At 62.7% G+C, this 24,303-nt stretch carries 24 protein-coding genes; 7 read left to right on the top strand and 17 right to left on the bottom strand.

The window, feature by feature from the left end:
* Positions 1 to 56: 56 nt before the first annotated feature.
* Positions 57 to 1,484 carry an aminobutyraldehyde dehydrogenase gene (locus V8Z65_RS13490; protein ID WP_338720671.1) on the top strand — a complete coding sequence of 476 codons (1,428 nt, stop codon included), beginning with the start codon at positions 57 to 59 and terminating at the stop codon, positions 1,482 to 1,484.
* A 26-nt stretch (positions 1,485 to 1,510) separates the two neighbouring features.
* Here the strand turns inward: V8Z65_RS13490 and V8Z65_RS13485 are convergent, their stop codons facing one another.
* The 9 genes from V8Z65_RS13485 to V8Z65_RS13445 form a co-directional block, all read right to left on the bottom strand.
* Positions 1,511 to 2,473 (bottom strand): ABC transporter substrate-binding protein, encoded by a 963-nt coding sequence (locus V8Z65_RS13485; protein ID WP_338720670.1) that lies wholly within the window; start codon positions 2,471 to 2,473, stop codon positions 1,511 to 1,513.
* Positions 2,474 to 2,496: 23 nt separating this feature from the next.
* Positions 2,497 to 3,456 carry an ABC transporter substrate-binding protein gene (locus V8Z65_RS13480; RefSeq protein ID WP_338720669.1) on the bottom strand — a complete coding sequence of 320 codons (960 nt, stop codon included), beginning with the start codon at positions 3,454 to 3,456 and terminating at the stop codon, positions 2,497 to 2,499.
* Positions 3,457 to 3,525: 69 nt separating this feature from the next.
* Entirely contained in the window at positions 3,526 to 4,437 is a 912-nt protein-coding gene (locus tag V8Z65_RS13475; RefSeq protein WP_338720668.1) for a sucrase ferredoxin, read from the bottom strand.
* A gap of 5 nt (positions 4,438 to 4,442) precedes the next feature.
* Entirely contained in the window at positions 4,443 to 5,411 is a 969-nt protein-coding gene (locus V8Z65_RS13470) for an ABC transporter substrate-binding protein (RefSeq protein WP_338720667.1), read from the bottom strand.
* A gap of 15 nt (positions 5,412 to 5,426) precedes the next feature.
* On the bottom strand, positions 5,427 to 6,494 hold the full coding sequence (locus V8Z65_RS13465) for an iron ABC transporter permease (RefSeq protein WP_338720666.1): 1,068 nt from the start codon (positions 6,492 to 6,494) through the stop codon (positions 5,427 to 5,429).
* Positions 6,494 to 7,516, bottom strand: a complete 1,023-nt coding sequence (locus V8Z65_RS13460) for an iron ABC transporter permease (RefSeq protein ID WP_338720665.1) — start codon at positions 7,514 to 7,516, stop codon at positions 6,494 to 6,496. Before V8Z65_RS13460 ends, V8Z65_RS13465 begins: the two co-directional genes overlap by 1 nt.
* A complete protein-coding gene (locus tag V8Z65_RS13455; protein ID WP_338720664.1) occupies positions 7,513 to 8,319 on the bottom strand; it encodes an ABC transporter ATP-binding protein in 807 nt (268 codons plus the stop codon). Before V8Z65_RS13455 ends, V8Z65_RS13460 begins: the two co-directional genes overlap by 4 nt.
* 21 nt (positions 8,320 to 8,340) lie before the next feature.
* On the bottom strand, positions 8,341 to 9,255 hold the full coding sequence (locus V8Z65_RS13450; RefSeq protein WP_338720663.1) for an iron-siderophore ABC transporter substrate-binding protein: 915 nt from the start codon (positions 9,253 to 9,255) through the stop codon (positions 8,341 to 8,343).
* A gap of 57 nt (positions 9,256 to 9,312) precedes the next feature.
* On the bottom strand, positions 9,313 to 10,227 hold the full coding sequence (locus tag V8Z65_RS13445; protein WP_338720662.1) for an iron-siderophore ABC transporter substrate-binding protein: 915 nt from the start codon (positions 10,225 to 10,227) through the stop codon (positions 9,313 to 9,315).
* 97 nt (positions 10,228 to 10,324) lie between these two features.
* On the opposite strand from V8Z65_RS13445, the gene V8Z65_RS13440 reads away from it, so the two are divergent.
* From V8Z65_RS13440 to V8Z65_RS13430, 3 genes are read left to right on the top strand one after another with little or no spacing between them, the layout of a single operon-like run.
* Positions 10,325 to 11,347 carry an iron ABC transporter permease gene (locus tag V8Z65_RS13440; RefSeq protein WP_338720661.1) on the top strand — a complete coding sequence of 341 codons (1,023 nt, stop codon included), beginning with the start codon at positions 10,325 to 10,327 and terminating at the stop codon, positions 11,345 to 11,347.
* A complete protein-coding gene (locus V8Z65_RS13435) occupies positions 11,344 to 12,387 on the top strand; it encodes an iron ABC transporter permease (protein WP_338720660.1) in 1,044 nt (347 codons plus the stop codon). Before V8Z65_RS13440 ends, V8Z65_RS13435 begins: the two co-directional genes overlap by 4 nt.
* Entirely contained in the window at positions 12,380 to 13,177 is a 798-nt protein-coding gene (locus V8Z65_RS13430) for an ABC transporter ATP-binding protein (protein ID WP_338720659.1), read from the top strand. The genes V8Z65_RS13435 and V8Z65_RS13430 overlap by 8 nt, the downstream gene beginning before the upstream one ends.
* Before the next feature lie 130 nt (positions 13,178 to 13,307).
* On the opposite strand, the gene V8Z65_RS13425 is transcribed toward V8Z65_RS13430, so the two are convergent.
* From V8Z65_RS13425 to fgd, 8 genes are all read right to left on the bottom strand, one after another.
* Entirely contained in the window at positions 13,308 to 14,132 is an 825-nt protein-coding gene (locus V8Z65_RS13425) for an amidohydrolase (protein ID WP_338720658.1), read from the bottom strand.
* An 87-nt stretch (positions 14,133 to 14,219) separates the two neighbouring features.
* Positions 14,220 to 15,509: an amidohydrolase family protein gene (locus V8Z65_RS13420; RefSeq protein ID WP_338720657.1), complete on the bottom strand. Its 1,290-nt coding sequence runs from the start codon at positions 15,507 to 15,509 to the stop codon at positions 14,220 to 14,222.
* Positions 15,510 to 15,576: 67 nt separating this feature from the next.
* Positions 15,577 to 16,581: a TIGR03842 family LLM class F420-dependent oxidoreductase gene (locus V8Z65_RS13415; protein ID WP_338720656.1), complete on the bottom strand. Its 1,005-nt coding sequence runs from the start codon at positions 16,579 to 16,581 to the stop codon at positions 15,577 to 15,579.
* Positions 16,582 to 16,655: 74 nt separating this feature from the next.
* Entirely contained in the window at positions 16,656 to 17,459 is an 804-nt protein-coding gene (locus tag V8Z65_RS13410; protein WP_338720655.1) for an ABC transporter ATP-binding protein, read from the bottom strand.
* Complete coding sequence (locus V8Z65_RS13405; RefSeq protein WP_338720654.1) at positions 17,456 to 18,457, bottom strand: iron chelate uptake ABC transporter family permease subunit; 1,002 nt, start codon at positions 18,455 to 18,457, stop codon at positions 17,456 to 17,458. Before V8Z65_RS13405 ends, V8Z65_RS13410 begins: the two co-directional genes overlap by 4 nt.
* A 197-nt stretch (positions 18,458 to 18,654) precedes the next feature.
* The gene (locus V8Z65_RS13400; protein ID WP_338720653.1) at positions 18,655 to 19,590 is read right to left on the bottom strand and encodes a putative F420-0 ABC transporter substrate-binding protein; all 936 of its coding nucleotides are present in this window, start codon (positions 19,588 to 19,590) and stop codon (positions 18,655 to 18,657) included.
* Positions 19,591 to 19,594: 4 nt separating this feature from the next.
* Positions 19,595 to 20,407 carry a coenzyme F420-0:L-glutamate ligase gene (cofE, locus tag V8Z65_RS13395; RefSeq protein ID WP_338720652.1) on the bottom strand — a complete coding sequence of 271 codons (813 nt, stop codon included), beginning with the start codon at positions 20,405 to 20,407 and terminating at the stop codon, positions 19,595 to 19,597.
* Between the two features lie 149 nt (positions 20,408 to 20,556).
* Positions 20,557 to 21,558, bottom strand: a complete 1,002-nt coding sequence (gene fgd, locus V8Z65_RS13390) for a glucose-6-phosphate dehydrogenase (coenzyme-F420) (protein WP_338720651.1) — start codon at positions 21,556 to 21,558, stop codon at positions 20,557 to 20,559.
* Positions 21,559 to 21,728: 170 nt separating this feature from the next.
* On the opposite strand from fgd, the gene V8Z65_RS13385 reads away from it, so the two are divergent.
* The 3 genes from V8Z65_RS13385 (at position 21,729) to V8Z65_RS13375 (ending at position 24,265) form a co-directional block, all read left to right on the top strand.
* Positions 21,729 to 22,679, top strand: coding sequence for a nucleoside hydrolase (locus V8Z65_RS13385; RefSeq protein ID WP_338720650.1), 951 nt, complete (start codon positions 21,729 to 21,731; stop codon positions 22,677 to 22,679).
* Between the two features lie 94 nt (positions 22,680 to 22,773).
* Positions 22,774 to 23,208 carry a hypothetical protein gene (locus V8Z65_RS13380; protein WP_338720649.1) on the top strand — a complete coding sequence of 145 codons (435 nt, stop codon included), beginning with the start codon at positions 22,774 to 22,776 and terminating at the stop codon, positions 23,206 to 23,208.
* A 52-nt stretch (positions 23,209 to 23,260) separates the two neighbouring features.
* Positions 23,261 to 24,265 (top strand): acetylxylan esterase, encoded by a 1,005-nt coding sequence (locus tag V8Z65_RS13375; RefSeq protein ID WP_338720648.1) that lies wholly within the window; start codon positions 23,261 to 23,263, stop codon positions 24,263 to 24,265.
* Positions 24,266 to 24,303: the final 38 nt, after the last annotated feature.

Genomic DNA, 24,303 nt, shown 5'->3' with positions numbered 1-24,303 from the left:
AGCGGGTGCCTAAAGATTGCCGCGGCGCTGGCAAAATGGTGGACCGGAGGTATGGCATGAGCGGATTGGAGACGCGGCTGTTTATCGATGGTGCCTTCGTTGCGGGCGAAGGCGAGATCGAGACGGCGTTCGAGCCGGCCTTGGGCAGGCCCTTGGCCACAGTCGCTTCGGCCAGTGACAGCCAGATCGAGATGGCTGTTGGGGCCGCCGACCGCGCCTATCGGGACTGGTCAAAGCGCACGCCACGGGAGCGCAGCGCGGCACTTCTGGCCATTGCCGATGCCATCGAGGCGAGGGCCGAAAGGCTGGCCGATGTGGAGTCGCGCAATGCGGGCAAGCCGTTGCGCTTCGTCAAGGCGGGGGAACTGGCCAATGTGGCCGATGTGTTCCGCTTCTATGGCACGGCGGTGCGCAATATGCCGGCGCCGGCGGCGGGCAATTACCGGTCTTCGACCCGCACAAGCCTGGTGCGGCGCGACCCGATCGGGGTGATCGCGCAGATTGCGCCCTGGAATTATCCGCTGCTGATGGCGGCCTGGAAGATTGCGCCGGCCATTGCGGCGGGCAATGCCGTGGTGATCAAGCCTTCGGAGATGACGCCGCTGAGCCTATTGGCGCTCAGCGAGATATTTGCCGAGGTGCTGCCGCCAGGCGTGGTCAATGTGATCTGCGGCAATGGGCCGGATGTGGGCAATAGGTTGATCTCGCATGATCTGGTGCGGATGATTTCGCTGACCGGCGATGTGCGGACGGGCCGGGCCGTGTTGCAGGCGGCGGCGGGCAATAGCATCAAGCGCACGCATCTGGAACTGGGTGGCAAGGCGCCGGTGATTGTTTGCGCGGATGCCGATCTCGACAAGCTCGTCAAAACGCTGCGCGAGGCCAGCTTTTACAATGCCGGGCAGGATTGTACGGCGGCCTGCCGCATCTTTGTCCATCGCGACGTGGTTCAAAACCTGACCGACCGGCTGGAAGGGATGGTGGGGTCGCTGGTCTATGGGCGGCCGGAACGGGACGATGTGGAATTCGGGCCCGTGATCAGCCAGCGGCAATTGGAGCGGGTGGAGGGGTTCGTGTCGCGGGCCCGGAGCGCGGGCTACGATGTGATGCAGGGCGCGACGGCCGAGGGGGAGGGTTACTTCTTTTCGCCAACGCTGGTGGCGGCGCCAATCGAGGCAGAAATCGTGCAAAAGGAAGTGTTCGGGCCGGTGCTCAGCATTACGCCATTCGAGGATGACCAGCAGGCGGTCGATTGGGCCAATGCCTCGGAATATGGATTGGGATCGTCGGTCTGGTCGCGGGATGGGAGTAAGGCCATGGGCATTGCCAATGCGCTTGAATATGGGGTGACCTGGATCAATACCCATGGGGTCATGGCCACCGAAATGCCGCATGGCGGCATGAAAAATTCGGGCTATGGCTCGGACCTCTCGATGCAGTCGCTGATCGATTACACCCAGATCCGCCACATCATGATTGAATAGGGTCCGGCTGGCCGGACCCGAGGCGTTCAGTCGGCCTTGGCGACGAAGTCGCGGCCGGAAATGTGCGAGATGATCATGTAGCTCAAAACGCCCAGCCCGTAATAGGCCGAGGCCGAGGCCTCCTCGCGCGGAATGACGATCATCTGGTTTTCGCGGCAGGCATGCAGGAAATTGCAGAAGCCGGGCATGACCTCATTGAGATGACCGATCGCATCGTCCGGCGTTTCCAGAATATCGGTGCGATAGGTGACAAACAGGAAGTCGGCATCGAGCGCGGGAAGTTCTTCGGCGCTCATGCGGGCGAGATCGCCTTCGGGGATCTGATTGACCCGGTCGGGAAAGGTGAAGCCGGCATCGCGCAGGACCTTGCCGAGTGCGCCATAGGTGTGCCAGCTCAGGACCTCGCCATTGACGCCCTGGATGACATTGACCGAGATGTTCGCCGTATCGATCAGGCGTCTGATCTGGGCGACTTGACCCTCATAGCGGGTCTTGAGCACGGCCAGGCGATCCTCGGTTCCGGTGATTTCGGCCAGAATATCGTGCATGCCCAGATCGCCGCGCTTGGAATTGTCCAGGACCAGAGTAGGGGCGATGATATCGAGCTGCTCGACGGGTGCAGTCTGCCAGGGCGTGGTGAGGATAAGGTCCGGCTCAAGCGCCGAGATGGCCTCGACATCAGCCGGCAGATTGCCCACGAACTTGATGTCGGAATTGCCGAAGTCCACGCCGGTCAGCACGTCGCTGGAGCGGATGAACGGCTCTCCCTCTGCCGTGGTGCGTCCCTGGCTGCCGACCGGGCTGATACCCAACTCGAGTAGCGGTACGGTGATCGCGAGATCGTGCAGGGAGATGATGCGTAGCGGCTCGGCTGGGATGTCCACCGTTCGGCCAAGGTCGTCGGTGAAGGTGCGGGTATCCTGGGCAAGAACAGGCGCGGAAAGGGTGAAGGCAAGCGCACTCGCCGCCAGAAGATTGGAGAAGTTCATGTCTTGATCCTTGTGCGGCGCGACTATCGGGCGGGCGGCGTGGTCAGGGCGATCATGGAATAGGCCAGGGTACCAAGCGCGTTGTAGGATGTGACAAAGGTCTCGTCGCGCGGGATAGCGATGAGACGGCCATTCTGGCAGGCGGTGAGGAAGGCGCAGAAACCGGGCACGGCGGCTTCGAGCTGATCATAGGCATCCTGGGCGGTTTCGCCCTGTTCGGCGCGATAGGTCACGAGGATCAGATCGGCATCCATTTCGGGCAGCATTTCGGGGCTGTAGTCCTGATATTGACCAGAGGGTACGTCCCGAACCACCTCCGGCATGGCAAAGCCGGCATCGTCGAGCACGCGGCCCAGAGCGGCGAAGTGGCGATAGGAACGGACCTGGCCGTCGACAGCAGCAATCACATTGACCGAAATGGACGGGGTATCGACCACAGTCTTGAGCTGGGAAAGCTGCTGCTCATAGCGCGTCTTGAGCAGGTTCAGATTGGCCTGGGAGCCGGTGATTTCGGCGAGCCGGTCATAGAGCGCATATTTGTCCGAGAGACTGAAGTCGAGCAGGATGGCCGGCGCGATGCTGGCGTAAAGGTCGGGGTCCTGGTTGGTCGAGAGCACGATCAGGTCCGGTTCGAGGGCAGCAATGGCCTCGGGGTCAATCTCGGTGCCGGTGCCAAGGAAGGTGATGTCGGCGGTATCGAAATCGACGCCAGTCATCATTTTGGACGAGCGCATGAAGGGCTCGGTGCCCTCATCATTGGACCGGCCGTGGCTACCAATAGGCAGAATGCCCAGCTCGATCAGCGGCACCGAGAAGAACAGGTCATGCAGCGAGACAATGCGCTCCGGATGGGCCGGAATTTCCACGCTCCGCCCGGCGTCATCGATGAAAGTGCGGGTGTCTTGGGCGAAGGCGGGGAGGGCAAGGGCTGGCGAGGCCAGTATGGCAGCGAGGATCGCCGCGATAAGGGTGGGTCTGATCATTTGGGACGAGGCTCCGTATGGCTGGCCGCCGGATTGGCGGTGGGTTCAGGTGGGGCCTGAAAACGGGGATTAGGACGCAGTGCTGGTTTCGGGACCGATGCTATCGAGGCACCAGCGCAGGGTCATCTTGCCGCCGCCTTCGGCCACGGTGGCGCAATTGCCTTGGACCATGAAGTTCTGTGCATGGAGGTGAATGGAAAGGCGTTCGCCGCCGATCTCCGCGCCCAGAGTGAGCCGCGTGCCCTCCGAGATGTGGTCCGGAATTGTGCCGGACAAGGGCACGTCCGATAGTGTGCGACCGCGCTCGTCGGCCCAGCGCATGGCGGCCAGTTCGGCAATCTGGACCGGCTCGGGCTGGCCGGAACGGCCCTTATAGGACGGCAGATAGATTTCGCCGCGTTCGAGCGCGGCTAGAAAGGCCGGGGCAAGGCCCGCGCTCATGCGGCCATAGCGTTGGCGCTGCGGCATGACGAGCAGGGAAGCGGCAAAGCGGCAGCCGCCAATATGGGTGGCCTGGACGATGTTGAAACGCTTGGGATCGGCAATGGCGACAAGCGCTTTGTAGGTCGAAAAACCATGCCGCGCGCAACAGGCATCGCGCCGGCTATCGGTGCAGCAGATGATGGTGGGGCGGGTGTCGCGCTGCCCGGCAAAGAGCTGCCCGTCGACATATGCAGCGATGGCCTGGATCAGGTCGGCCTCATCGGCAAAATCGGCAAAGACATTTTCGGGCAGGGCATGAAGGGTGGGCAGGCTGCCCGGCGCTTCGACCTTGTCGACCAGTGCGACATGAAGGCCAGCCTGCGACGCCTCATGCAGCGCTCGAGTCAAAGCCGGCGACATGTCGACCGATTCCCAGCGCGGGGTGCGCCACTTGCCGCGCGGCCAGGCCAGCATGAGGACGCGCTGCGGCGCATCTCCAAGCCCCTCGAGCGGTTCGCCGCGCTCGCGGCAGACGTCGGTGCAGAAGACGTGGCTCATGGTGTCTATTCTTCGAAGGGCGTGTAGGCACGGGCCGCGACATGGCTTTCGACCAGTTCCAATGCCAGTTCGAGACCGGTCATGGTCGAGCCGAATGCGGGGCCGGGCAGAAGAATGAACTGACCGTTGCGGCAGGCCGTTAGCACCTGACACCAGCCGGGGGCGAATTTTTCATAGGCGGCGAAAATAGCCTCTGGCGTGGCATCGGGTTGCTGGCGGTAGAAGCCGAAGACGAAATCGGCATCGAGCTGCTGGATCAGCTCGGCGCTCCAGGACGCCTGATTTTCACCCAGCGCGGCGACAGCGGCGGGCTGGGCAAAGTCGAGATCGGACAGGACCTGCGAAATGGCGCCAAGACTCGTGCGATAGACCCAGAGCTCCTCGCCGGCGGGGAACATGAAGGTCATGGTTGCCGAGATGGAGGATGGGTCGCCGATATAGCTTTTTGTGCGCTCGACATTGTCGAGATAGCGCTGGTAGCGGGCTTCAAAATTGCCGGCCTTGCCGCTGAGATTGGCCAGGGTTTCCAAGGTCTTGATCAGGCCCAGGCTGCCATTGTCGATGACCAGGGTCGGGGCAATGGTCTGCAACTGCTCGACCACAGCCGGGTCGGTATAGGTGCCGCCGATGATGAGGTCGGGCTGCAGCGCAGCAATGGTCTCGATGTCGAGGGCGTTGAACGCACCGACATATTCGATATCGGTGTTGGCATAGTCGATGCCCAGCGTGTCCATGCCGCCGCGCATGAAAAAATTGCCATCGGCATCGGTGCGCCCGGCGCTGCCCACGACCGGTGCCCCCAATTCGTAGAGCGGCAGGGCGATGATCTGGTCATTGAGCGCGACAATGCGTTGCGGCACGACGGGAATGTCGAATGTGCCATTGGCGGCCGTGAAGGCGCGGGTTTCCTGAGCGAAGGTGGATGTTGCGAAAGCAAGGCCGAGGGCGCAGGCAAGGACGAGCTTTTTGAGCATTGGGTTTCTCCAAAATTAGCTGGATGAGGCCGGCTGGCTGCGAATGAGCAGCAGCACGAAGATCGGGACGCCGATCAGAGCGGTGAGGATGCCGGCCGGGACCTGGATGGGGGCGAAGGCGGCGCGGCCAACAAGGTCGGCCAGGGCGACCAACAGGGCGCCGAAAAGGGCCACCAGCACCAGGTGCAGGCCCATGCCCGCGGGCGCCAGTCGCCGGGCGGCATGGGGCGCGACGAGGCCGACAAAGCCGAGCGGGCCGACGACCGAGGTGGCAATGGCAGCAAGGCCGACGGCAATGGCCAATTGCACATTGCGGACCAGGGTGACCGGCGCGCCTAGGCCAATGGCGGTGATGCCGCCAAAGCGCAGCGCGCTCATGGAGCGGCTGAGTAGGAGCAAAAGGGGGAATAGCACGGCTGCCCAGCCTAGCAATGTCCAGACATCGCCCCAGCTTGCCGCATTGATCGAACCGGCCAGCCAGGCGAGCGCCGCCATGGCCCGGTCGATTTCGCCATAGGTGAGCAGGATTGAGGTGATCGAGGAGATGAAGGCGGAAAGGCCAATGCCCATCAGGACAAAACGGATGGTGCTGGGGCCGTGATGCGTCTGGGACAAGGTTCGTATGGCCATGGCCACCAGGATCGAGCCGGCAAAGGCGATCCAGGGGCGCCAGCCGCTACCCAGCTCAGGGAAGAGAATGGTGAGCGTGACCACGGCCAGCGCGGCGCCCTGGCTGACGCCGACCAGAGACGGATCGGCCAGACTATTGCGGGTAGCGTTTTGCAGCACGGCGCCGGAGAGGGCCATCATGGCGCCGACCAGGGCCGCGCAGAGCGTGCGGGGGAAGCGGAATTCCCAGATGACATTGTCGATGACGCGGCTGATGGTGATGCCGCGCAATGTCTCCCAGACCTCACCGAGGGCAACGCCATAGCTGCCTGTGGCCAGGCTTATTGCGGAGACCAGAAGCAGCGCCAGCAGCAGCAGGCCAGCTACGACGAGGCCGCGTAGCGGCAGGCGCAGGGCGATCAATTGGCGCGGTGTGCGCAGGACGAGTTGGCGGGGTGGGGCGACCGTGTTCATCAGCGAGCCCTCCGGCGCACCAGATGCACAAAGAGCGGGGCGCCAACGAGGGCGGTGATGATGCCGGTGGAAATTTCGCGCGGTGGAATGGCAATGCGGGCGACGATATCGACCGAGATCAGATAGGCGGCGCCCACAAGGGCCGAATAGGGCACGATCCAGCGATAGTCGGAGCCGACATAGAGGCGCACGACATGGGGAATAACGAGGCCGATAAAGCCGAGTGGACCGGCCAAGGCTACCGAGCAGGCCGTCAACACGACGACAACGGCGAGCAATTGGGCCTTGAGCCAACCCGTCTTGACCCCCAGCCCCTGAGCGACCTCGTCGCCCATGGCAAGTACGGTAACGCGGGGCGCGAGCAGGACGCCGGCGACAAAAGCGATCAGCATCCAGGGGCCGGTATACCAGAGCAGGGTGATGTCGCGGCCGGCCAACGAGCCGGTGAGCCAGACCCGGAGATTTTCGAATGTATCCTGATTGAGCAGGTGAATGATGGAAATGATGGTGCCCAAAAAGGCGCTGACGGCGGCGCCGGCCAGGGTCATGCTGAGCGGGGTGGCGCCGCCCGGGACCAGACGGGAGATGAAAAAGACGATGACGGCTGCGCCCAGGGCGCCGGACATGGCGATCCAGGGCATGGCCGCCAAGGCCGCGACGCCGAAAACGGTCTGGGCGAGAACGACGGCAAAGGCGGCGCCGGTGGTGAGGCCGAGAAGGCCCGGATCGGCGAGCGGATTGCGGGTGACGCCCTGCATCAAGGCTCCGGCCAGGGACAGGGCGGCACCCACGACAAGGGCAAGCACGGCACGGGGCAAGCGCAGATTTTGCACGATGACATGGTCGAAATTGGTGGGGTCGAAGCTGATCAACGCGTCAAAGACCGTGGTGACCGGCAAGGGCTTGGCACCGACGGCAATGTGAAAAAGAAAGGCGCCGGCCAGCATGGCGAGCAAAGGCAGGACACCGCTCCAGGCGCGTATCCTGTGCCGGACCGGCTCTGATGCCGTGATCTCGCTCATTGGGCGGCCTCGGGGACGCGGCGACGGCCACTGAAAGGGACGCAGACCAGTCGGCCGCTTGTGGGATCGCGCAGGACATTGGCGTCCAGATCGAAGACATGCTTGAGGCGCTCGGCGGTGAAGATGTCGCCCGGCTCTCCGGCGGCGACGATCCGGCCCTGCTTCATCATCACCAGATGATCGGCATAGGCGGCGGCCAGGCTCAATTCGTGCAGCACGATGACCAGGGTGCGGCCGCGCTCATGGGCGAGCCCGGTCAAGAGGTCCATCAGATCGACCTGCACCTTGAGATCGAGAAATGTGGTGGGTTCATCAAGCAGGATCAGCTCGGTTTCCTGCGCCAGCACCATGGCGACCCAGCAGCGCTGGCGCTGACCGCCCGAAAGCGTATCGACGGCGCGGTCGGCAAAATCAGTGATGCCGGCAGTGGCCATGGCGCCATCGACCGCGTCCTCGTCGGCCCGGGTCCATTGACGCAGCAGCGACTGATGCGGAAAGCGGCCCTGGGTCACCAGTTCGCGGACCGTCAGGCCCTCCGGAGCGATCGGACCCTGCGGCAGGAGGCCGAGTTTGGCGGCAACCGATCTGGTATTGAGGGTGTGGATGTCCTTGCCATCGAGCAGGACATGGCCCCGCGAGGGGGCAAGGATGCGGGCCATGGTCTTGAGCAGAGTGGATTTGCCACAACCGTTCGGCCCGATCAGGATGGTGACCTGGCTATCGGGAATGGCCAGGTCGACCGAACGGAGGACGGGAGTGTCGGCATAGCCGGCCTGGATATCGAGTGTTTCAAGCCGGCTCATGCGTCGACCTTCCCTTGAGCGTCAGCGGGTGGAGGCGAGGCCGTAAATGGCTTCGATATCGTCGAGCATGATGTGCGCGGCATAGATGCCGCCGGCTGAGTTCCAGATGATCTCGCTCACGCGCTGGGCCTTGCCGGCCTTCACGCCCTCAAGGCTCAGCCAGAGCGGATCGCTGAGCCAGTCCTCAAGATTTGCCGCAGCTTCTTGTTCGTTGAGATCGTTGGAGAAGTAGAAAATGCGGTCGCCGTCCATTTCCGGGATGCGTTCCTTGGTGACTTCCTCGGCGAATTCGTCCTTGTCCTGAGCGGCGGGGCGGGCAAAGCCGATCTGATCCAGGATCAGGCCGCCAAAAGTCTGCTTGTAGTAGATGCGGGTGCGGTTGGGCGAGAAGCGAACCAGGGAGATTTCGTCGTTCTTCGCATCACCCAAGGCATCGCCGATGGCGGCGGTGCGGCCGGCGAATTCAGCGAGGGCAGCTTCCCCTTCGGCGCTCCTGCCCAGAACGTCGGCGTAGAATTTGAGATTGTTCTGCCATTCATCGCCAATGGTCTCGCTCATCACGGTTGGGGCGATGGCGGAGAGCTGCTGGTAGATATTTTCCTGGCGCACCTTGGTTCCCAGGATCAGGTCGGGCTCAAGGGTTGCGAGGACTTCGAGATTGACGGCCAGCTCGGTGCCCAGAGCGACCGTGTCTGCGAGGGGCGCGGCGATGTGTTCATACCAGGGGTTGCCATGCCAGCTTTGCACCGCGCCGATGGGCGCGACGCCAAGATAGAGCAGGGCCTCGGTGCCCTCATTGGTCAGTACGACGATACGCTCGGGGCTGTCGGGCACGTCGGTGACGCCCATGGCATGGGTGATTTCGCGGGCGCTGAGCGGTGTGGCGAGGGTGAGGATGGCTGCAATGGCAGCCAATGAACGGGCAAGGTGACGCATGTTTCTCTGCTGGTTCGGGGGGAAGGTCCGGCCGGCTCAAGGCCGGCCGGAGGGCTGTCAGCGGGTGGAAGCGAGGCCGTAGACGGACTCGATGTCGTCGAGCAGGAGATTGCCGGCAATGATGCCGCCGGCGGTGTTCCAAACGGCGTCGGAGACCTCATGCACCTTGCCGGCCTTGACTACTTCGAGGTTCTGCCAGAGCGGGTCGGCGAGCCAATCCTCGGCCTGGGAATTGCCCTCGCCATTGCCGGTTTCGTAGGTGAAATAGAACAGGCGATCGCCCTCGAATTCGGGGATGCGCTCCTTGGTGATCTGCTCGGCGAATTCGGGCTTATCCTGGCTGGCGGGGCGGGTGAAGCCGAGTTCGTCCAGGATCAGGCCGGAAAAGCTATCCTTGAAATAGATGCGGGTCTGGCCGCCCATGAAGCGGGCGATGGAGATCTTTTCCTTGAGATTGTCGCCTAGCGCGCTGGACAGCGCCGCAATGCGGGCATCGAAGGCGTCGAGCGCGGCCTGACCTTCGGCGCCCTTGCCGGCAGCGTCGGTATAGAGCGCCATATTGATCTTCCAGTCGCCGCGCAGGCGCTCGGAAATCACGGTTGGGGCAATGGCGGAGAGCTGTTCGTAAATGGCCTCATGGCGCTGCTTGGTGCCCAGGATCAGGTCCGGCTGGAGGGCGACGAGCGCTTCGAGATTGACCGCCGATTCTTCGCCGACATTGGTAACATCCGTCATTTGGTCGGCAATGTGATCGTACCAGGGATTGCCCAGCCAGGACTTGGCCGCACCGACCGGGGTGATGCCGACGGCCAGCAGCGCTTCGGTGCCTTCATTGGTCAGGACGACGATGCGCTGGGGATGGTCGGGCACGTCGGTGACGCCCAGGGCGTGGGTGATTTCGCGAGCCTGGGCAGCCGAGGACATGGCCCCGGCAAGCACCGCTGCGACGAAAAGCATGTGACGAGGGGACATGATTGTGTTTCCTTAACTTGACAAAAAGGCTCTGAAATTGGATGGCTTCATCCATCAGAATTTAATCTGACTGTCAATATCATGTATTGGAGTTGCCGTGACGAGCCTGGCTGAGGTTGCATTGGGCAGGACGCAGGCCGCCAGCGCGCGCTGGCCGGTTTATGCCGCGCTGGTGTCGGTGCTGGCTGCAGCAATGCTAGCGAGCCTGACCCTTGGCTATAAGCTCTATGGGCTGGACCAGGTGTGGGCGGCGCTGTTTGTCAATGACGGTTCGGAAACCGCAACCGTGATTGCAGGGCTCAGATTGCCCCGAGCGGTCATCGCGCCCATGACCGGTGCGGCCCTGGGCATGGCCGGGGTGATGGTGCAGACCCTGTCGCGCAATCGCATCGCCTCGCCCGACACGCTGGGCCTCAATGCCGGGGCCTCGGTGGCGGTGGTCCTGGCCACGGTGGTTTTCGGCGTACAATCGCTGGTGGGTCTGTCGCTGGCAGCCGCATTCGGTGCCTTCCTCACCAGCATTATCGTTTTTGGCGTGGCCGCCGGGGCGGGTGGCTTGTCGCCGCTCAAGATCGTTCTGGTCGGGGTGACCTTTGCCAGCCTGGCCCATGCCGTGGTCGAAATCATTCTCACCAGCAATGAGGCGCAGTTGCAGCAATTGCTGTTCTGGCTTTCGGGTGCCTTTGTCGACCGGCCGATCAGCCTGTTTTTCAATGGCCTGCCGGTGGTGCTGGCGGGGGCCGGGCTGGCATTTGCGCTGCATGTGGCGCTCGATGCGTTACAGGCTGACGATGCGACGGCGGCTAGCCTGGGCGTGCCGCTGGTTGCCGTGCGAGGCCTGACTTTTGTGGCTGTCTCTCTGCTGACCGGGGCGGCAGTGTCCATGGCCGGGCCGGTGGCCTTTGTCGGTTTGGTCGTGCCGCATGTGGCGCGGCGGCTGGTGGGGCTGAGGCATCGCCACCAGTTGGCCGCCGCAGCGCTGGTTGGGGCCATCTATACGACGCTGGCCGATGTGGCGGCTCGCTTCGTGATCTATCCGGTGGAGGCGCCGGTGGGGGCCATTACCGCCGTGGTGGGCGCCGGGGCGTTGCTGGTGATCCTGATGCGGAGGCTGGCATGAGCATGGGCGCCTTGCCGTTGCGGCGCGGCACGCCCGGACCGGTGGCCCTCGCCGTCCTGGTCGTTTCCGCGGTTTTTGTCCTGCTGTTTCTTAGCGGCGTCGGCTTTGGCTCGACCTGGATACCGCTTGAAACAGTGGCCCATGTGCTGTTCGGCGGGGGCGAGCGTACCGACAGGCTGGTGGTGCTGCAATTGCGCCTGCCGCGTGTCGCGGCCGCGGCCATTGCGGGCGGTGCCATAGCCTTTGCCGGCTACCTGCTGCAGCGGATTACCCGCAATGAACTGGCCTCGCCGGGTGTTTTGGGGGTTGTCGACGGAGCGGCGCTGGGCGTGGTGTTGTTTCTTGCGATCTTTTCTGACGAGACCAATGCGCTCATGGTTTCTGTTGCCTGGCAGCCGCTGGCCGCCGCCATTGGCGCCATGACGGCCATCGGCCTGGTTTTTCTGCTTTCGGGACGGCAAGCCTCCTCGGCCATCAGGCTGATCCTGTTCGGCATTGCCATTGCGGCGGTCGCCAAGGCATTGACGACCATTTTCATGTTGATCGGGCCGATCTACCAGGCTGGACAGGCCGCGCGCTGGCTGGCCGGCGCGGTCAATACCATCAACTGGACCGAGGTGCAGATGATGGTCGCCATATTGGTACCGGTGGGTATCGTCGCGGCCATTGCCGCCCGGAATTTGCCGCCCGCGGATCTCGACGATGTTTCCTCGCGCAGTATCGGGCTCAACCTGCCGCGCTATCGTATCCTGATTTTTCTGCTGGCCGCCTTGCTGACGGCGGGGGCGGTGTCCTTTGCCGGCGGGGTCGGCTTTATCGGGCTGATTGCGCCCCACCTGGCGAGGCTTCTGGTCGGGCGGGCGCGGGCGGCGGGGATTGTAGTGTCGATCCTGCTCGGCGCGATTATCCTGGTGGGGGCGGACCTGCTGATCCGCGTTGCCTTCGCGCCGCTTGAAGTGCCCGCGGGGACCGTGACGGCCATTATCGGGGCGCCCTATTTTCTCTATCTGCTCATGCGCAAGGACAATGCCAATGGATGACCGGATGGCCAATCGCATCGAGGTCAAGGACCTGACCCTAGGCTATGGGTCTGAAACGGTGCTGGATGCATTGAGCCTGCCTATTCCGCTCGGCCAGATCACGGTGCTGGCCGGGCCCAATGGCTGCGGCAAATCCACATTGCTGCGGGCGATCCGCCGCCTGCATGCGCCGCAAGCGGGGCAGGTGCTGCTCGATGCGGAAGATATTTCCAAGCTCAATGGCAAGGCGCTGGGCCGGCGGATCGGTCTATTGGCGCAAAGTCCGAGCGCGCCGCAGGACATGAGCGTGGAAGAGCTGGTGCGGCTGGGCCGCTATCCGCACCAGGCGATGTTGCAACCCTGGAGCGCCGGGGACGACGCGGCGGTGGCGGCGGCCATGGAGGGAACGGGGGTCGCCCATATGCGGCATCGGCGCATCGGCTCGCTTTCCGGCGGGCAATTGCAGCGCGCCTGGATCGCCATGGTGCTGGCGCAGGAGACTGACGTTATTTGCCTGGATGAACCGGTCAACCATCTCGACATGGCACATCAGCTCGATTGTCTCGAACTGGTCACCAAGCTCAATCGCGAACAGGGACGCACCATCGTTCTGGTATTGCACGATCTCAACCTGGCGGCGCGCTATGCGGACCAGCTTGTGTTTGTCTCAGAGGGCAAGGTGCGCGAGCGTGGGGCCCCAGAGGCGATGATGCGGTCCGACCTGATCGCGGAGGTGTTCAACGTCACCGCCGAAATCATCACCGACCCGGTGCATCAGCGCCCGATCTGCATTCCCCACAAGCGGGGCTAGACTCTGTCAGTTTTGACGGAAACGAGAGGCTGGGTTGGGGGCCATCGGCGACCCACAAAACCACCCCCACCCTCGTTCCCTCCCCTCAAGGGGGAGGGAGGCGCAGGAACCGCCGATTCCGATCAGCGTTTTAGAGCCGATAAATCCGCCTGGCATTGCCATTGAGCAATTTGGCTTGTTCCTCGGCGCTGGCGCCCTTGATGATCTCGCGCGTTGCACCAACCCAGTCGGTCAGAGAACCGCCCAAGGTAACGACCGGGTGGTCCGATCCCCAGACGACGCGATCCCAGCCGAAGCTTTCGATAATGTGCTCGACATAGGGGCGGATAGCATCGAGGGTCCAGCCCTTGCCGGCATAGGCGATAATGCCGGACACCTTGGCCACGAGGTTGGGCCGCCGCGCGATTTCGGTGATGTATTCGCGCCAGGGCGAGAAATTGCCCACGGTGATATATTGCGCGCCGCAATGATCGAGGATGAAGGTCACATCAGGGCAGCGATCCACCAGAGACTGGCCGATGGGCAATTGATCGGGGCGGACGCAAAGATCGAAGGTCAGGCCATAAGCGGCAAGGCGGCCGACATTCTGCGCGAAATGCGGTGTCTGGCTCAAAGTGCCGGGCGCTTCGTGCAAAATGCGGCGCAGGCCGCGTATGCCCGGAATGGCGGCCAGGTTGTCCAATTGGCGTTCGAAGTCGAGGGTTTCGGGGCGGCAGGCGGCGACAGCGCCGGCAATGCCCTTCAGCCCCAGAACGAGGCGCGTTTCGGCCTCGATATCCTTTTCGTCGACATCGACCTCCATGTGCAGAGCCGCCTCGATGCCAAGGGGGCGGGCTTCGGCCCAGTAATCCTCAACATGCCAGGGCCGGTTGATGGCCGGTGCGCCCGATAGCCAGGGATAGGCGATGCGGTCGGGATAGATCAGGTGCAAATGAGTGTCGATAATCGGGATCATGGGTTTGGCCTGATTGAAGCGGGGCGTGTTCTCGAGTGCCGCATCGGGGCGGCGGGGTCAACGCCATAGACCGCGACGGGGCGTTTTCTAGCGCGGAAAGGTGCGCGATGCGTCGATGGAAGCGGGACGACCAGCGAGCGACAAGGTGCTTTCTCGTCGCGGAGCTGAGGCGATGACTTTGCCCGATTTGATGACGGCGAGGCGAGTGGCCTTCAAACGGATGGCTTCGATGGGGTCGGCGGCCTGCAGCAGCATCATATCGGCCTTGTTGCCGATGTCGATGCCGTAGCCGTCGAGATGCATGATTGCGGCGGGGCCCTTGGTCACAAGGTCAAAACAGGTGCGCATGGCCTGGCGGCTGGTCATTTGGCCTACATGGAGACCCATGGAAGCCACTTCGAGCATGTCGGCCTGACCCAGCGAATACCAGGGGTCCATGACGCAGTCATGGCCGAAGGCGCAGGTGATGCCATAGGTCAGCATTTCGGGGATGCGGGTCATGCCGCGGCGCTTGGGATAGGTGTCGTGGCGACCCTGGATGCCGATATTGATCAGCGGATTGGCGGTGGCGCTGACACCGGCCTCGGCCATGAGCGGCAGGAGTTTTGAGACGTAGTAATTGTCCATGGAGTGCATGGAAGTGAGGTGCGAACCATTGACCCGGCCATTGAGGCCAAGGCGCTGGGTTTCGTAGGCCAGGGCCTCGATATGGCGCGAGAGCGGATCGTCGGTTTCGTCGCAATGCAGATCCACCAGCAGGCCGCGGGTGGCGGCGATTTCGCAAAGGGCTTTCACGCTGGCGGCGCCATCGGCCATGGTGCGCTCGAAATGGGGAATGCCGCCGACCACATCGACACCCATGTCGAGGGCGCGATTGAGGAGGTCGATTGCGCCGGGATAGCGATAATAGCCGTCCTGGGGGAAGGCGACCAATTGCAGGTCGATATAGGGGGCGACTTGTTTTTTGACCTCGAGCAGGGCTTCAACGCCGAGTAGCCGTTCATCGCAGATATCGACATGGCTGCGGATGGCGAGGAGGCCCTGCGACACGGCGAGATCGCAATAGTCGAGCGCGCGTTGAATGACCGCGTCCTGTGTGAGCAGGGGCTTGAGCTCGCCCCAGATCTTTATGCCTTCGAGCAGAAGCCCGCTTTCATTATGGCGAGGGAGGCCGAGCGACAGCGTGGCATCCATATGGAAGTGGCAATCGACGAAAGGCGGGCTGACCAATTGCCCGGCGGCGTCGATGGTTTGACCTGCTTCGCCACCGAGATTGGGTTCGAGCGCGGCAATGCGGCCGTGCCGGATGCCGATATCCATGCCGGCGCGGCCGTCGGGCAGGGTGGCATTGGTCAGTTTGAGATCGAACATGGTCATTCCCCGCCGCGCCTGTGCGCCTGGCCCAGCTTAAAGCAAAAGGCGCGCTCTGTGGCGCGCCTCGGGATTATTTGCGAAAGGCCGGAATGACATGCCTGCCGTAATTGGCGATGATTTCTTCCTCGTCGCCGCTATCGAGATAGATGTTGAATTGGGTGACGCCCGCTGCCTCAAGATCATGCAGCTTTTTGATGTGGTCTTCGGGCTCGCCCAGGACGCAGAAACTCTCCACCACGTCGTCGGTGATGAAATCGAGATAGGGATTATCGGCCTGGCCATGCTTGGAATAATCGTAGCCACGGCGCTTTTCGATATAGGAGGTGAGGCTCGAAGGCACCTTGTCGCTGTCGGCGCCATATTTTTCGACAATATCGGCCACGTGATTGCCCACCATGGCGGGGAACCATTTCACATGCTCGATGGCGCGCTTCTTGTCGCCGAAATAGGCGGGGGCGGCGGCCATGGAGCGGAAGCCCGACATGTCCTTTCCAGCGGCCTGGCCGGCGTCGAGGCACTGGTCGGTGAACCATTTGCAAAGGCCCGGATCGGCGATCTGCAGCACGACGCCATCGGCATGTTCGCCGGCAGTTTTCAGGGCGAGCGGGCCGTAAGCGGCGATCCAGCTCGGCATTTCATGACCGACCGCCCAGGGAAATTTCACGGCGGCGGGAATTTCGCCATAGGTGACTTCCTCGCCGCGGACCATGGCCTTGGTCTTGTCGATGAATTCGGCAACGCGCTTCAAAGTAGCGGGCTTTTTGCCCATGACGCGCATGGACGAGTCGCCACGGCCAACGGCCAGGTCGAAGCGGCCACCGGACTGCTTGGAGAGCGAGCCGAAAATGGAGGCGGCGACCGACCAGTCGCGCACATCGGGATTGGTCACCAGCGGGCCGAAACGCATATCGCTGGTGTGTTCCATGCACATGGCAATGGCCGCGTAGCAATCGCGCCAGAGGATGTGGCTGTCATAGAACCAGCAATAGGAAAAACCGGCATATTCAGCGGCACGCACCAGATAGCGGGCGCGCTCATGCTCAATAAAACCCTTGAAGGTGATGCCGAATTCCATAATGTCCCTCTGCGCTCCCTAATGGTCAAATTTTGACCAGTCGATCAAATTTTTGAGTGCCTGAGGCACGATTGTCAATCGGGTATTTGTGGTGGGCCTGCGCCAATCGCCTCGTCATAGGCGATGAGTGATCGGCCGGACCGGCCATCGGGCACGAGGCGGGCGGAAACTCCATAGACGGCGCGCAGCAGATCGGGCGTCAGAATCTCCGCCGGGGCACCGGTGGCGGCCAGGCGCCCGGTGGCCAGAACCACGAGATGAGTGCAGAAGCGGGCCGCCAGATTGAGATCGTGCAGGGCGATCACAATGGTCATGCCTGCCTCAGCCTTGCGCTCCAGAAGCGAGAGCAATTGCAATTGGGCGCGGATGTCGAGATGGCTGGTGGGTTCGTCGAGCAGCAGGAGACGGGGCTGTTGGGCCAGGGCGCGGGCTACGTGAACGCGTTGCTGCTCGCCACCGGACAGGGTGGAAAAACGGCGGGTGGCGAAGCTCTCCATGCCGGTTTCGGACAGGGCGTTGGTGATGATGGCTTCGTCTTCCGGGCCGGGGGCGGCTTGCCAGGCGGGCTCGAAGGGGATGCGGCCAAGGGCAACGACATCGCGGACGGTCAGGCGTTCTTCGGTCGAGGCGGATTGCTCGACATAGGCCATGATGCGGGCGCGCTCGCGGCGCGGCATGTCGGAGAGGTCGATGCCGTCAAATGCGGCTTTACCCTCAGCAGAGACCAGACCCAAAAGGCCGGTGAGCAAGGTGGATTTGCCGGCGCCATTGGGGCCGATCAGACCCGTAATGCTACCGCTTGGTGCGCTGAAACCGACATTGGAGAGAATGGCTTTGCCAGCCTTTTTGACGGAAAGGCCCGCGACCGAAAGGCTCATGTAATCCTCCGGTAGCGCAGGAGCACATAGAGAAAGACTGGCGCGCCAATCAGCGCGGTGATGATGCCGACGGGCAATTCACGCGGGTCGAACAGGGTGCGGGCGGCGGTATCGGTCCAGAGCATGAAAATGGCGCCGGTCAGCATGGCGTGAGGGAGCAGGACCCGGTGTCCGGAGCCGACGGCGAGGCGCACGGCGTGGGGTACGACCAGCCCGACAAAACCGATAGCGCCGCCAATGGCCACCATGATGCCGGTGAGGAGGGCCGTTGCCGCGAGCAGCGTCCAACGCAGGCGCGGCACATTAATGCCCAGGCTGGCAGCCGCCGCGTCGCCGAAGGCGAAGGCATCCAACGCCCGGCCATTGGCCAGGATCAGCGGGGCGCACAGGAGAAGCGCCAATGTTACCAAACCGGCATCGGCCCAGAGCGAGCCCGAGAGCGAGCCCATGAGCCAGCTCAGGATTTCGCGATAGCTGTCGCCGGTGGCCGACCAGAAGATCAAGAAGGATGTCGCGGCGGAGGCCAATGCCGAGATGCAGATGCCGGTCAGGATGGCGCGGCTGGGGGTGGCGCCGCCCAGCAATTGCGCGATCAGAAGCGCAAAGGCCAGCGCGGCCAGGCTGCCGAAAAAAGCGCCAATGGGCATGAGCAAGCCAAATCCGAGCAGAAGAAAGGTGACGGCGCCCAGCGCCGCGCCCGAGGAGAGGCCAAGCAGATAGGGATCAGCGAGCGGATTGCGGGTCAAGGCCTGCATGACCGTGCCGCACAGCGCCAGGCCCGCGCCGACGCCAAGCGCGGTCAATATGCGGGGCAGGCGCAGCTCCCAGACAATCGCATCGCGCAGGCGGGACATGGGGCTTTCGGGCAGGAGGCCAAGATGGTGGGCGATGACCGACCAGACTTCGCCCGGCGTGATCTCGGCGGGACCGAAGGTCACTGCGATGATGGCGCTGAGGAGGAGGAGCACCAGGAGGGCGGGGAGGGTGAGGCGGGTCATGTGTGGATGCGGAATCGTTGAGCCCCTTGTGGTCTTCGATGTCGGCTTCACCTCTCCCCTGAGGGGAGAGGTCGCCCCATCGGGGCGGGTGAGGGGTTCAGAGTGCGTCTTGTTCAGCAGGTCCAAGGCCAACGCTGAACCCCTCACCCCACCCTCTCCCCTGAGGGGAGAGGGGGCGATGGAACCGGAGCCCGGCTTTACTCGAATGTCAGCCTTGCCAGTTGTGCGGCCATGTCGGCCGTTGCCGGGACATTGCGCACACCCGCCTCGGAGGCCGGGAAGGGTATGATCAGGTAACGTTTGTTGACCACAGCACCGAGCTCTTTGGTGATGGGGTTTTCCGCCAGAAGCGCCTTTTTCTGCTCGGCAGAGTTCCAGGCGGCATCGACCAGGACAATGACGTCGGGATTGGCGTCGACGATGGCTTCCCAACTGGCCGAGGTCCAGCCTTCATCGATATCTGCATAGATATTGGTGAGGCCAAGCGCCTCCATGACCATGGCCGGTGCATTGCTGCCGGCACCGACATAGGGCGTCTTGGTGCCGGAGGAATACCACAGGGCGGTCAGGCCGCGATCATCGGGAACGATGGTGTCGAGCACGGCCTGCTGCTCAGTGATGAGCTTGGTGGCTGCGTCTGCGACGTCGAAAATGTCGCCCATTTCGGCCATATCGGCAAAGAGCTGATCGAATGTGAGTTTGACCGGCTTGATGGAGCGGCAGGCTGCCGGGGCCACGTAGGTGGCGACGCCAAGGCCGGCCAAAGTGGGGCGTTCGCCGGCGCCGTCGGCGGCAAAGTTGCTCTCCCAGCCGCCATAAACAAAGTCCGGTTCGGTTTCGAGTACAACTTCCTGGCTGGGCAGTTTGTCCGAGAGGACCGGCATGCCGGCCCCGGCCATGGCCAGATGTGGCGGCAGGGGACCATCCTGAAAGCCGACGCCGACAATGTGGTCACCCAGGCCGAGGGAGAGCAGCAGTTCGGTGGCGGTGGATTTGATCGCGACGACGCGCTGGGGGGCACTTTCGAAGGTTACGGTTTGCCCGCAATTGTCGAGGGTCAGGGGATAGGTAGCGGCCTGTGTGGGGGCGGCCAAGAGGAAAAAGAGGGCCGAGAAGCTGCCGAAATGACGCATGAATTTAGTCCTGACTTTGTTTGTTTTTTGCCTTGAGCTCGGCCAGTGCAGCCTCATAGCCCAGGCGGTAGGCCTCGGCACTGCCGAAGCGGAACATGTCGTCGTCGCCGGTGCGCGCCAGGGTGCGGGCGCCGGGTGCGTCAAGATTGGTTACAAAACGGGCAAGGCCGCGGACGACGGCGACCGGAATACCGGTTGTCTTGCCTTTGACGAGATCGGCGGCACCGGCAATTTCGTCGGCGATGACAGCCTGGGTCACATGCAGTGGGCGGCCATTGGCATCATTCTCGCCGCGCAGGTCGTCGGTCAATTGCACGCCAGCAGCGCCGATGGCCATGTCGGTCTGGCCGATGCGCCAGGCGCGGCCGATGGTGTCGGTGACAATAATGCCCAGATCCACCCCGAAATGCTGACGGAGGCCGGTGCAGAGGGCCCGGGCCGAAGCGTCGGGGTCGGCGGGCAGGCGCAAAGCCGTGCCCTCGGGCACGTTCGACATGTCGATGCCGGCGGCGGCCATGACGAGGCCCTGACGGGTTTCGACAATGCGGAAGGTGCCGCCAGGATGCACGCGTTCGGCCACGACACGCACGGTGTCGGTGGCGATGGCCTTTTCGCGGTCGGCGGCGGGCACCTGCATGCCTTCGGCTTTGGAAACTATTTTGGAGGTGATGACGAGGATGTCGCCCGCTTTGAGGGCGGCGTCGGGGTCGGATCGGGTCTGGTCTTCGATGGCGGCGGCAATCAGGGCGACGAGGTCGTCACCGGGTTCGATTTCGGGAATGCCGGGAATGCCCCAGACGTAGTAGCGGGGGGTCATGGGGTCGGATCCTTCGCCTCCCTCCCCCTTGAGGGGAGGGATTGAGGGAGGGGGTGGTGCGGTTTTTCACAGATGGACCCCCACCCCAGCCCTCTCCTCAAGGGGGAGGGGGCGCAAGAGCCTGAACGTTGGAGCATAGCCAATGCCATCTATCCCACCAGTTTCCGTAGACGCGGGAGGATTTCTTTCGCGTAAAGAGCCAGAAACCGGCTCTGATCGGTGCCCGGTGCGTGGAAGACCAGATGGTCGAAACCATAGTCGATATAGGTTCTTATTTGCGCGACATGTTCGTCGGGATCGGAGGAGACGATCCAGCGTTTCGCCACCCGTTCTATGGGCAGGGCGTCGGCCAGGCGCTCCATTTCCTCGGGGTCTTTGACGGAGTGCTTTTCTTCGGCGGACAGAGAGAGGGCCGCCCAGTTGCGGGTATCGTTCAAGGCTCGCTCGGCGTCGGTATCGAAGGAGACCTTGACCTCGATCATGCGCTCAAACGGCTTGTCCTTGAGAGCACTTTCGGCGCGGCCGGCTTCCACATTGGGCAGAAGCTGATCGACATAGAGTTCGGCGCCCTTGCCCGAGGTGCAGATGAAACCATCGCCCGCGCGCCCGGCATATTTGGCGTTAAGCGGACCGCCTGCAGCGATATAGATCGGCACGGGCTCGGCGGGCTTGTCATAGATGGTGGCGCTGACGGTCTTGTAATAGTCGCCCTCGAAGGTGACGCGATCCTCGCGCCAAAGCTGGCGGATGAGGCGGACCGCTTCGCGCAGGCGCGCCGACCGTTCCTTGAGTTCGGGCCATTCAATACCGGTCGCCGGAACCTCGTTGAGACCTTCGCCCGTGCCGACGCCCAGAATGACGCGGCCAGGAAACATGGCGCCCATTGTGCCAAAGGCATGGGCAACCACGGTGGGGTGGAGCCGGAAAGTCGGGGTGAGTACCGAGGTACCCAGAACGATTTTTTCGGTGCGGGCCAGGACAGCGGACATCCAGCCCGGCGCGAAGGGCGCGTGACCATCAGTGTGCTTCCAGGGCTGAAAATGGTCGGAGACGAAAACGGAGTCGAAACCGGCCTGCTCGGCCTCGACGGCGAAACGCAATAGCGTATTCGGCGCAAATTGCTCGGCCGAGGCCTTGTATCCGAAGCGCATCGTCGTCCCTCCCGATCGCTGTCATCGATTTTTTGATCGTTTGGTCAAAAATGGTCGATAGTCAAGGTGCTTCATGCTAAAGCACCGCAGCGACAGATGATCAAGATTGGGATAGAGGCCTGTCCCGACAAATTGCCGGCGCCTGCCGGCCAAGAGAAGCGAATGAGACGATGAAAGTCATTTTTGATACCGATCCGGGCATCGACGATGCCATGGCGCTGCTTTACCTCAGCAAGCTGCCGGAAATCGATCTGCTCGGGATCACAACCGTGGTCGGCAATGCCGACATTGCCACGACCACGCGCAATGCCCTTTTTCTCAAAGAACGCTTCGGTCTTTCCGCCCCTGTGGTACAGGGCGCGGGCAAAACCCTGGACGGGGTGGAAAAGGCCGAGCCGGTTATCGTGCATGGCGTTAATGGGCTGGGCGAAATCGACATTCCCGAGGTCGATGGTGACGGGTTGGCGCCTGGCGAGGCCAGCCAGTTCATTATCGACATGCTCAAGGCCCATCCGGGCGAAGTGACCATTATCGCCGTGGGGCGGATGACCAATCTGGCGCTGGCCCTGAGGGCGGAGCCGGCCGTTGCCGGACTCGCCAAGCAGATCATCATCATGGGCGGCGCTTTTGGTTATGCGGGCCGGAGCGGCAATATCACCCCGGCGGCGGAAGCCAATATTCATGGCGACCCGGTGGCCGCTGACGAGATTTTTGCCGCCGACTGGCCGGTGGCCGTGGTCGGGCTCGATGTGACCCATGACATTATCCTGGACACAGACTATCTGGCGGCCCTGTCGCGTGATGTGGGCGAGAACGGCGCCTTGCTGGCGCAGATGTGCGAGCATTATGCGCGCTTCTACAAGGACGTGATGGGGCTTTCAGGCGTGGTCGGACACGATCTGCTGGCCGTGACTTATGCCCTGCATCCGGAATGGTTCGAGACACGCCGGGGGCCGGTTTTGGTGGTGCGGGACGGTATTGCCGTGGGGCAGACTATCCAGATGCCAGAGACGCGCAAGGGCGGCCATCCGCACTGGGCTGATCGACCGGTTCAGACGATCTGCATCGGCGTCGAGGCCGGCAAAGTCCTTGATCATTATCGGGAAACGGTGGGCCGGTAGCGCCTGTCATCGATAACAGGCGCGAGCCGGACATATTGGCCATTGTCCTGACAAAAGAAGTTTGCCTAGTGTTTTTCCCGATGGGGGAAAGACGGTGGCTGAGCGAGATAGGTCAGATGGTTTCGCCGACGGTTTCCAGCGCGGTTTCGCGCTGGATGATGCGGTGGCTTTTCGTCGGCTGATGCTGGACATTTACGGGAACCGCTGTGCGGTGACCGGAAAAGTGTTCGCTCAGGACGAGGCGGACACCGATCTCGAAGTGTTCCTGTTCCAGCCGCTCGTCCATGGCGGCAACATGTCGCCGAGCAATGCCATTGTCGTTGACACGGTGGTGGCGGGGCTGCTCGGCAAGGGGCATATTCTGGTCAGCGATGCCTATAAGGCCTATACGCTGCACCCTGAAATTGTTGGCATGCCGGTTGAGGCCGGCGACGAGCACGGCCGCAATATGGCGCTGCCCGAGAATGTTTCGCTTTGGCCGGCGCCAACAATGGTGAGCTACCACCGTAGCCTCTTCCGCGCACAGTGATCGGTGCGCAACCTGCGCCATGGGCTGGAAAAATCGGCGCGGTGAGGGCAGATTGCGCAAACTTCCATTCAAGTTTGCGGTCCTGATCATGCCCTTCCCCGAACTCACTCATCCCGCCATCGATGCTTATGAAAGCGCGGTGACCATGCCTGCTGATTTCGCGTCTTTCTGGCGCGAGACGTTGAAAGAGGCGCGGGCTGCTGGTGGCGCGGTCTCCATTGTGCCGGCCGACACGACCCTTAAAGTGATCGAGGTTTTCGATGTCACCTTTCCCGGCTTTGGCGGACATCCGGTCAAGGGTTGGCTGATGTTGCCCAAGGCGCGCGCCGGCCGGCTGCCGCTGCTGGTCCAATATGTGGGCTATGGTGGCGGGCGGGGTTTCCCGCATGAGGGACTGCATTGGGCCGCGTCCGGCTTTGCCTATTTCCGCATGGATACGCGCGGGCAGGGTTCGGGCTGGAGCACCGGGGCAACACCCGACCCGGTGGGGTCGACCAGCCAAATCCCCGGTGTGATGACCAAGGGCGTTCTCGATAAAAGCGACTACTATTACCGGCGCTTGTTCACCGATGGTGTGTGCGCCATCGATGCGCTGATTGACCAGGATTTTGTCGATCCGGACCGTGTCGCGGTTTGCGGTGGGTCGCAGGGCGGCGGTATTGCGCTGGCGGTGGCCGGCATCGACGAGCGCGTCAAGGCGGTGATGCCCGATGTGCCGTTTCTGTGCGATTTCCCGCGCGCGGTGCGCGTGGCCGGGCGCGACCCTTATGGCGAGATCGTGCGTTTTCTCGCCCAGCACCGGGACAAGACAGATGTTGTGTTCGAAACGCTGCGCTATTTCGATGGCGTCAATTTTGCCCGCCAGAGCAAGGCGGCGGCGCTGTTTTCGGTGGCGCTGATGGACGATATCTGCCCGCCCTCGACTGTCTACGGCGCCTATAAGGCCTTTGCCGGCGCGGACAAGACCATGCTCGAATATGAATTCAACAATCACGAAGGTGGCGGACCGTTCCAGGATCGCCAGCAGATGGTCTGGCTGACCAAGAGGTTCTTCTAGGCATCGCTTCCAGCTTTTTCCAATCGGGATGTCCTGGC

This window comes from Devosia sp. XK-2, from assembly GCF_037113415.1.
Taxonomy (GTDB): Bacteria; Pseudomonadota; Alphaproteobacteria; order Rhizobiales; family Devosiaceae; genus Devosia.
The sequence above is the reverse complement of the archived record's forward strand: the minus strand, read 5'-3'. Positions and strand labels throughout refer to the sequence as shown.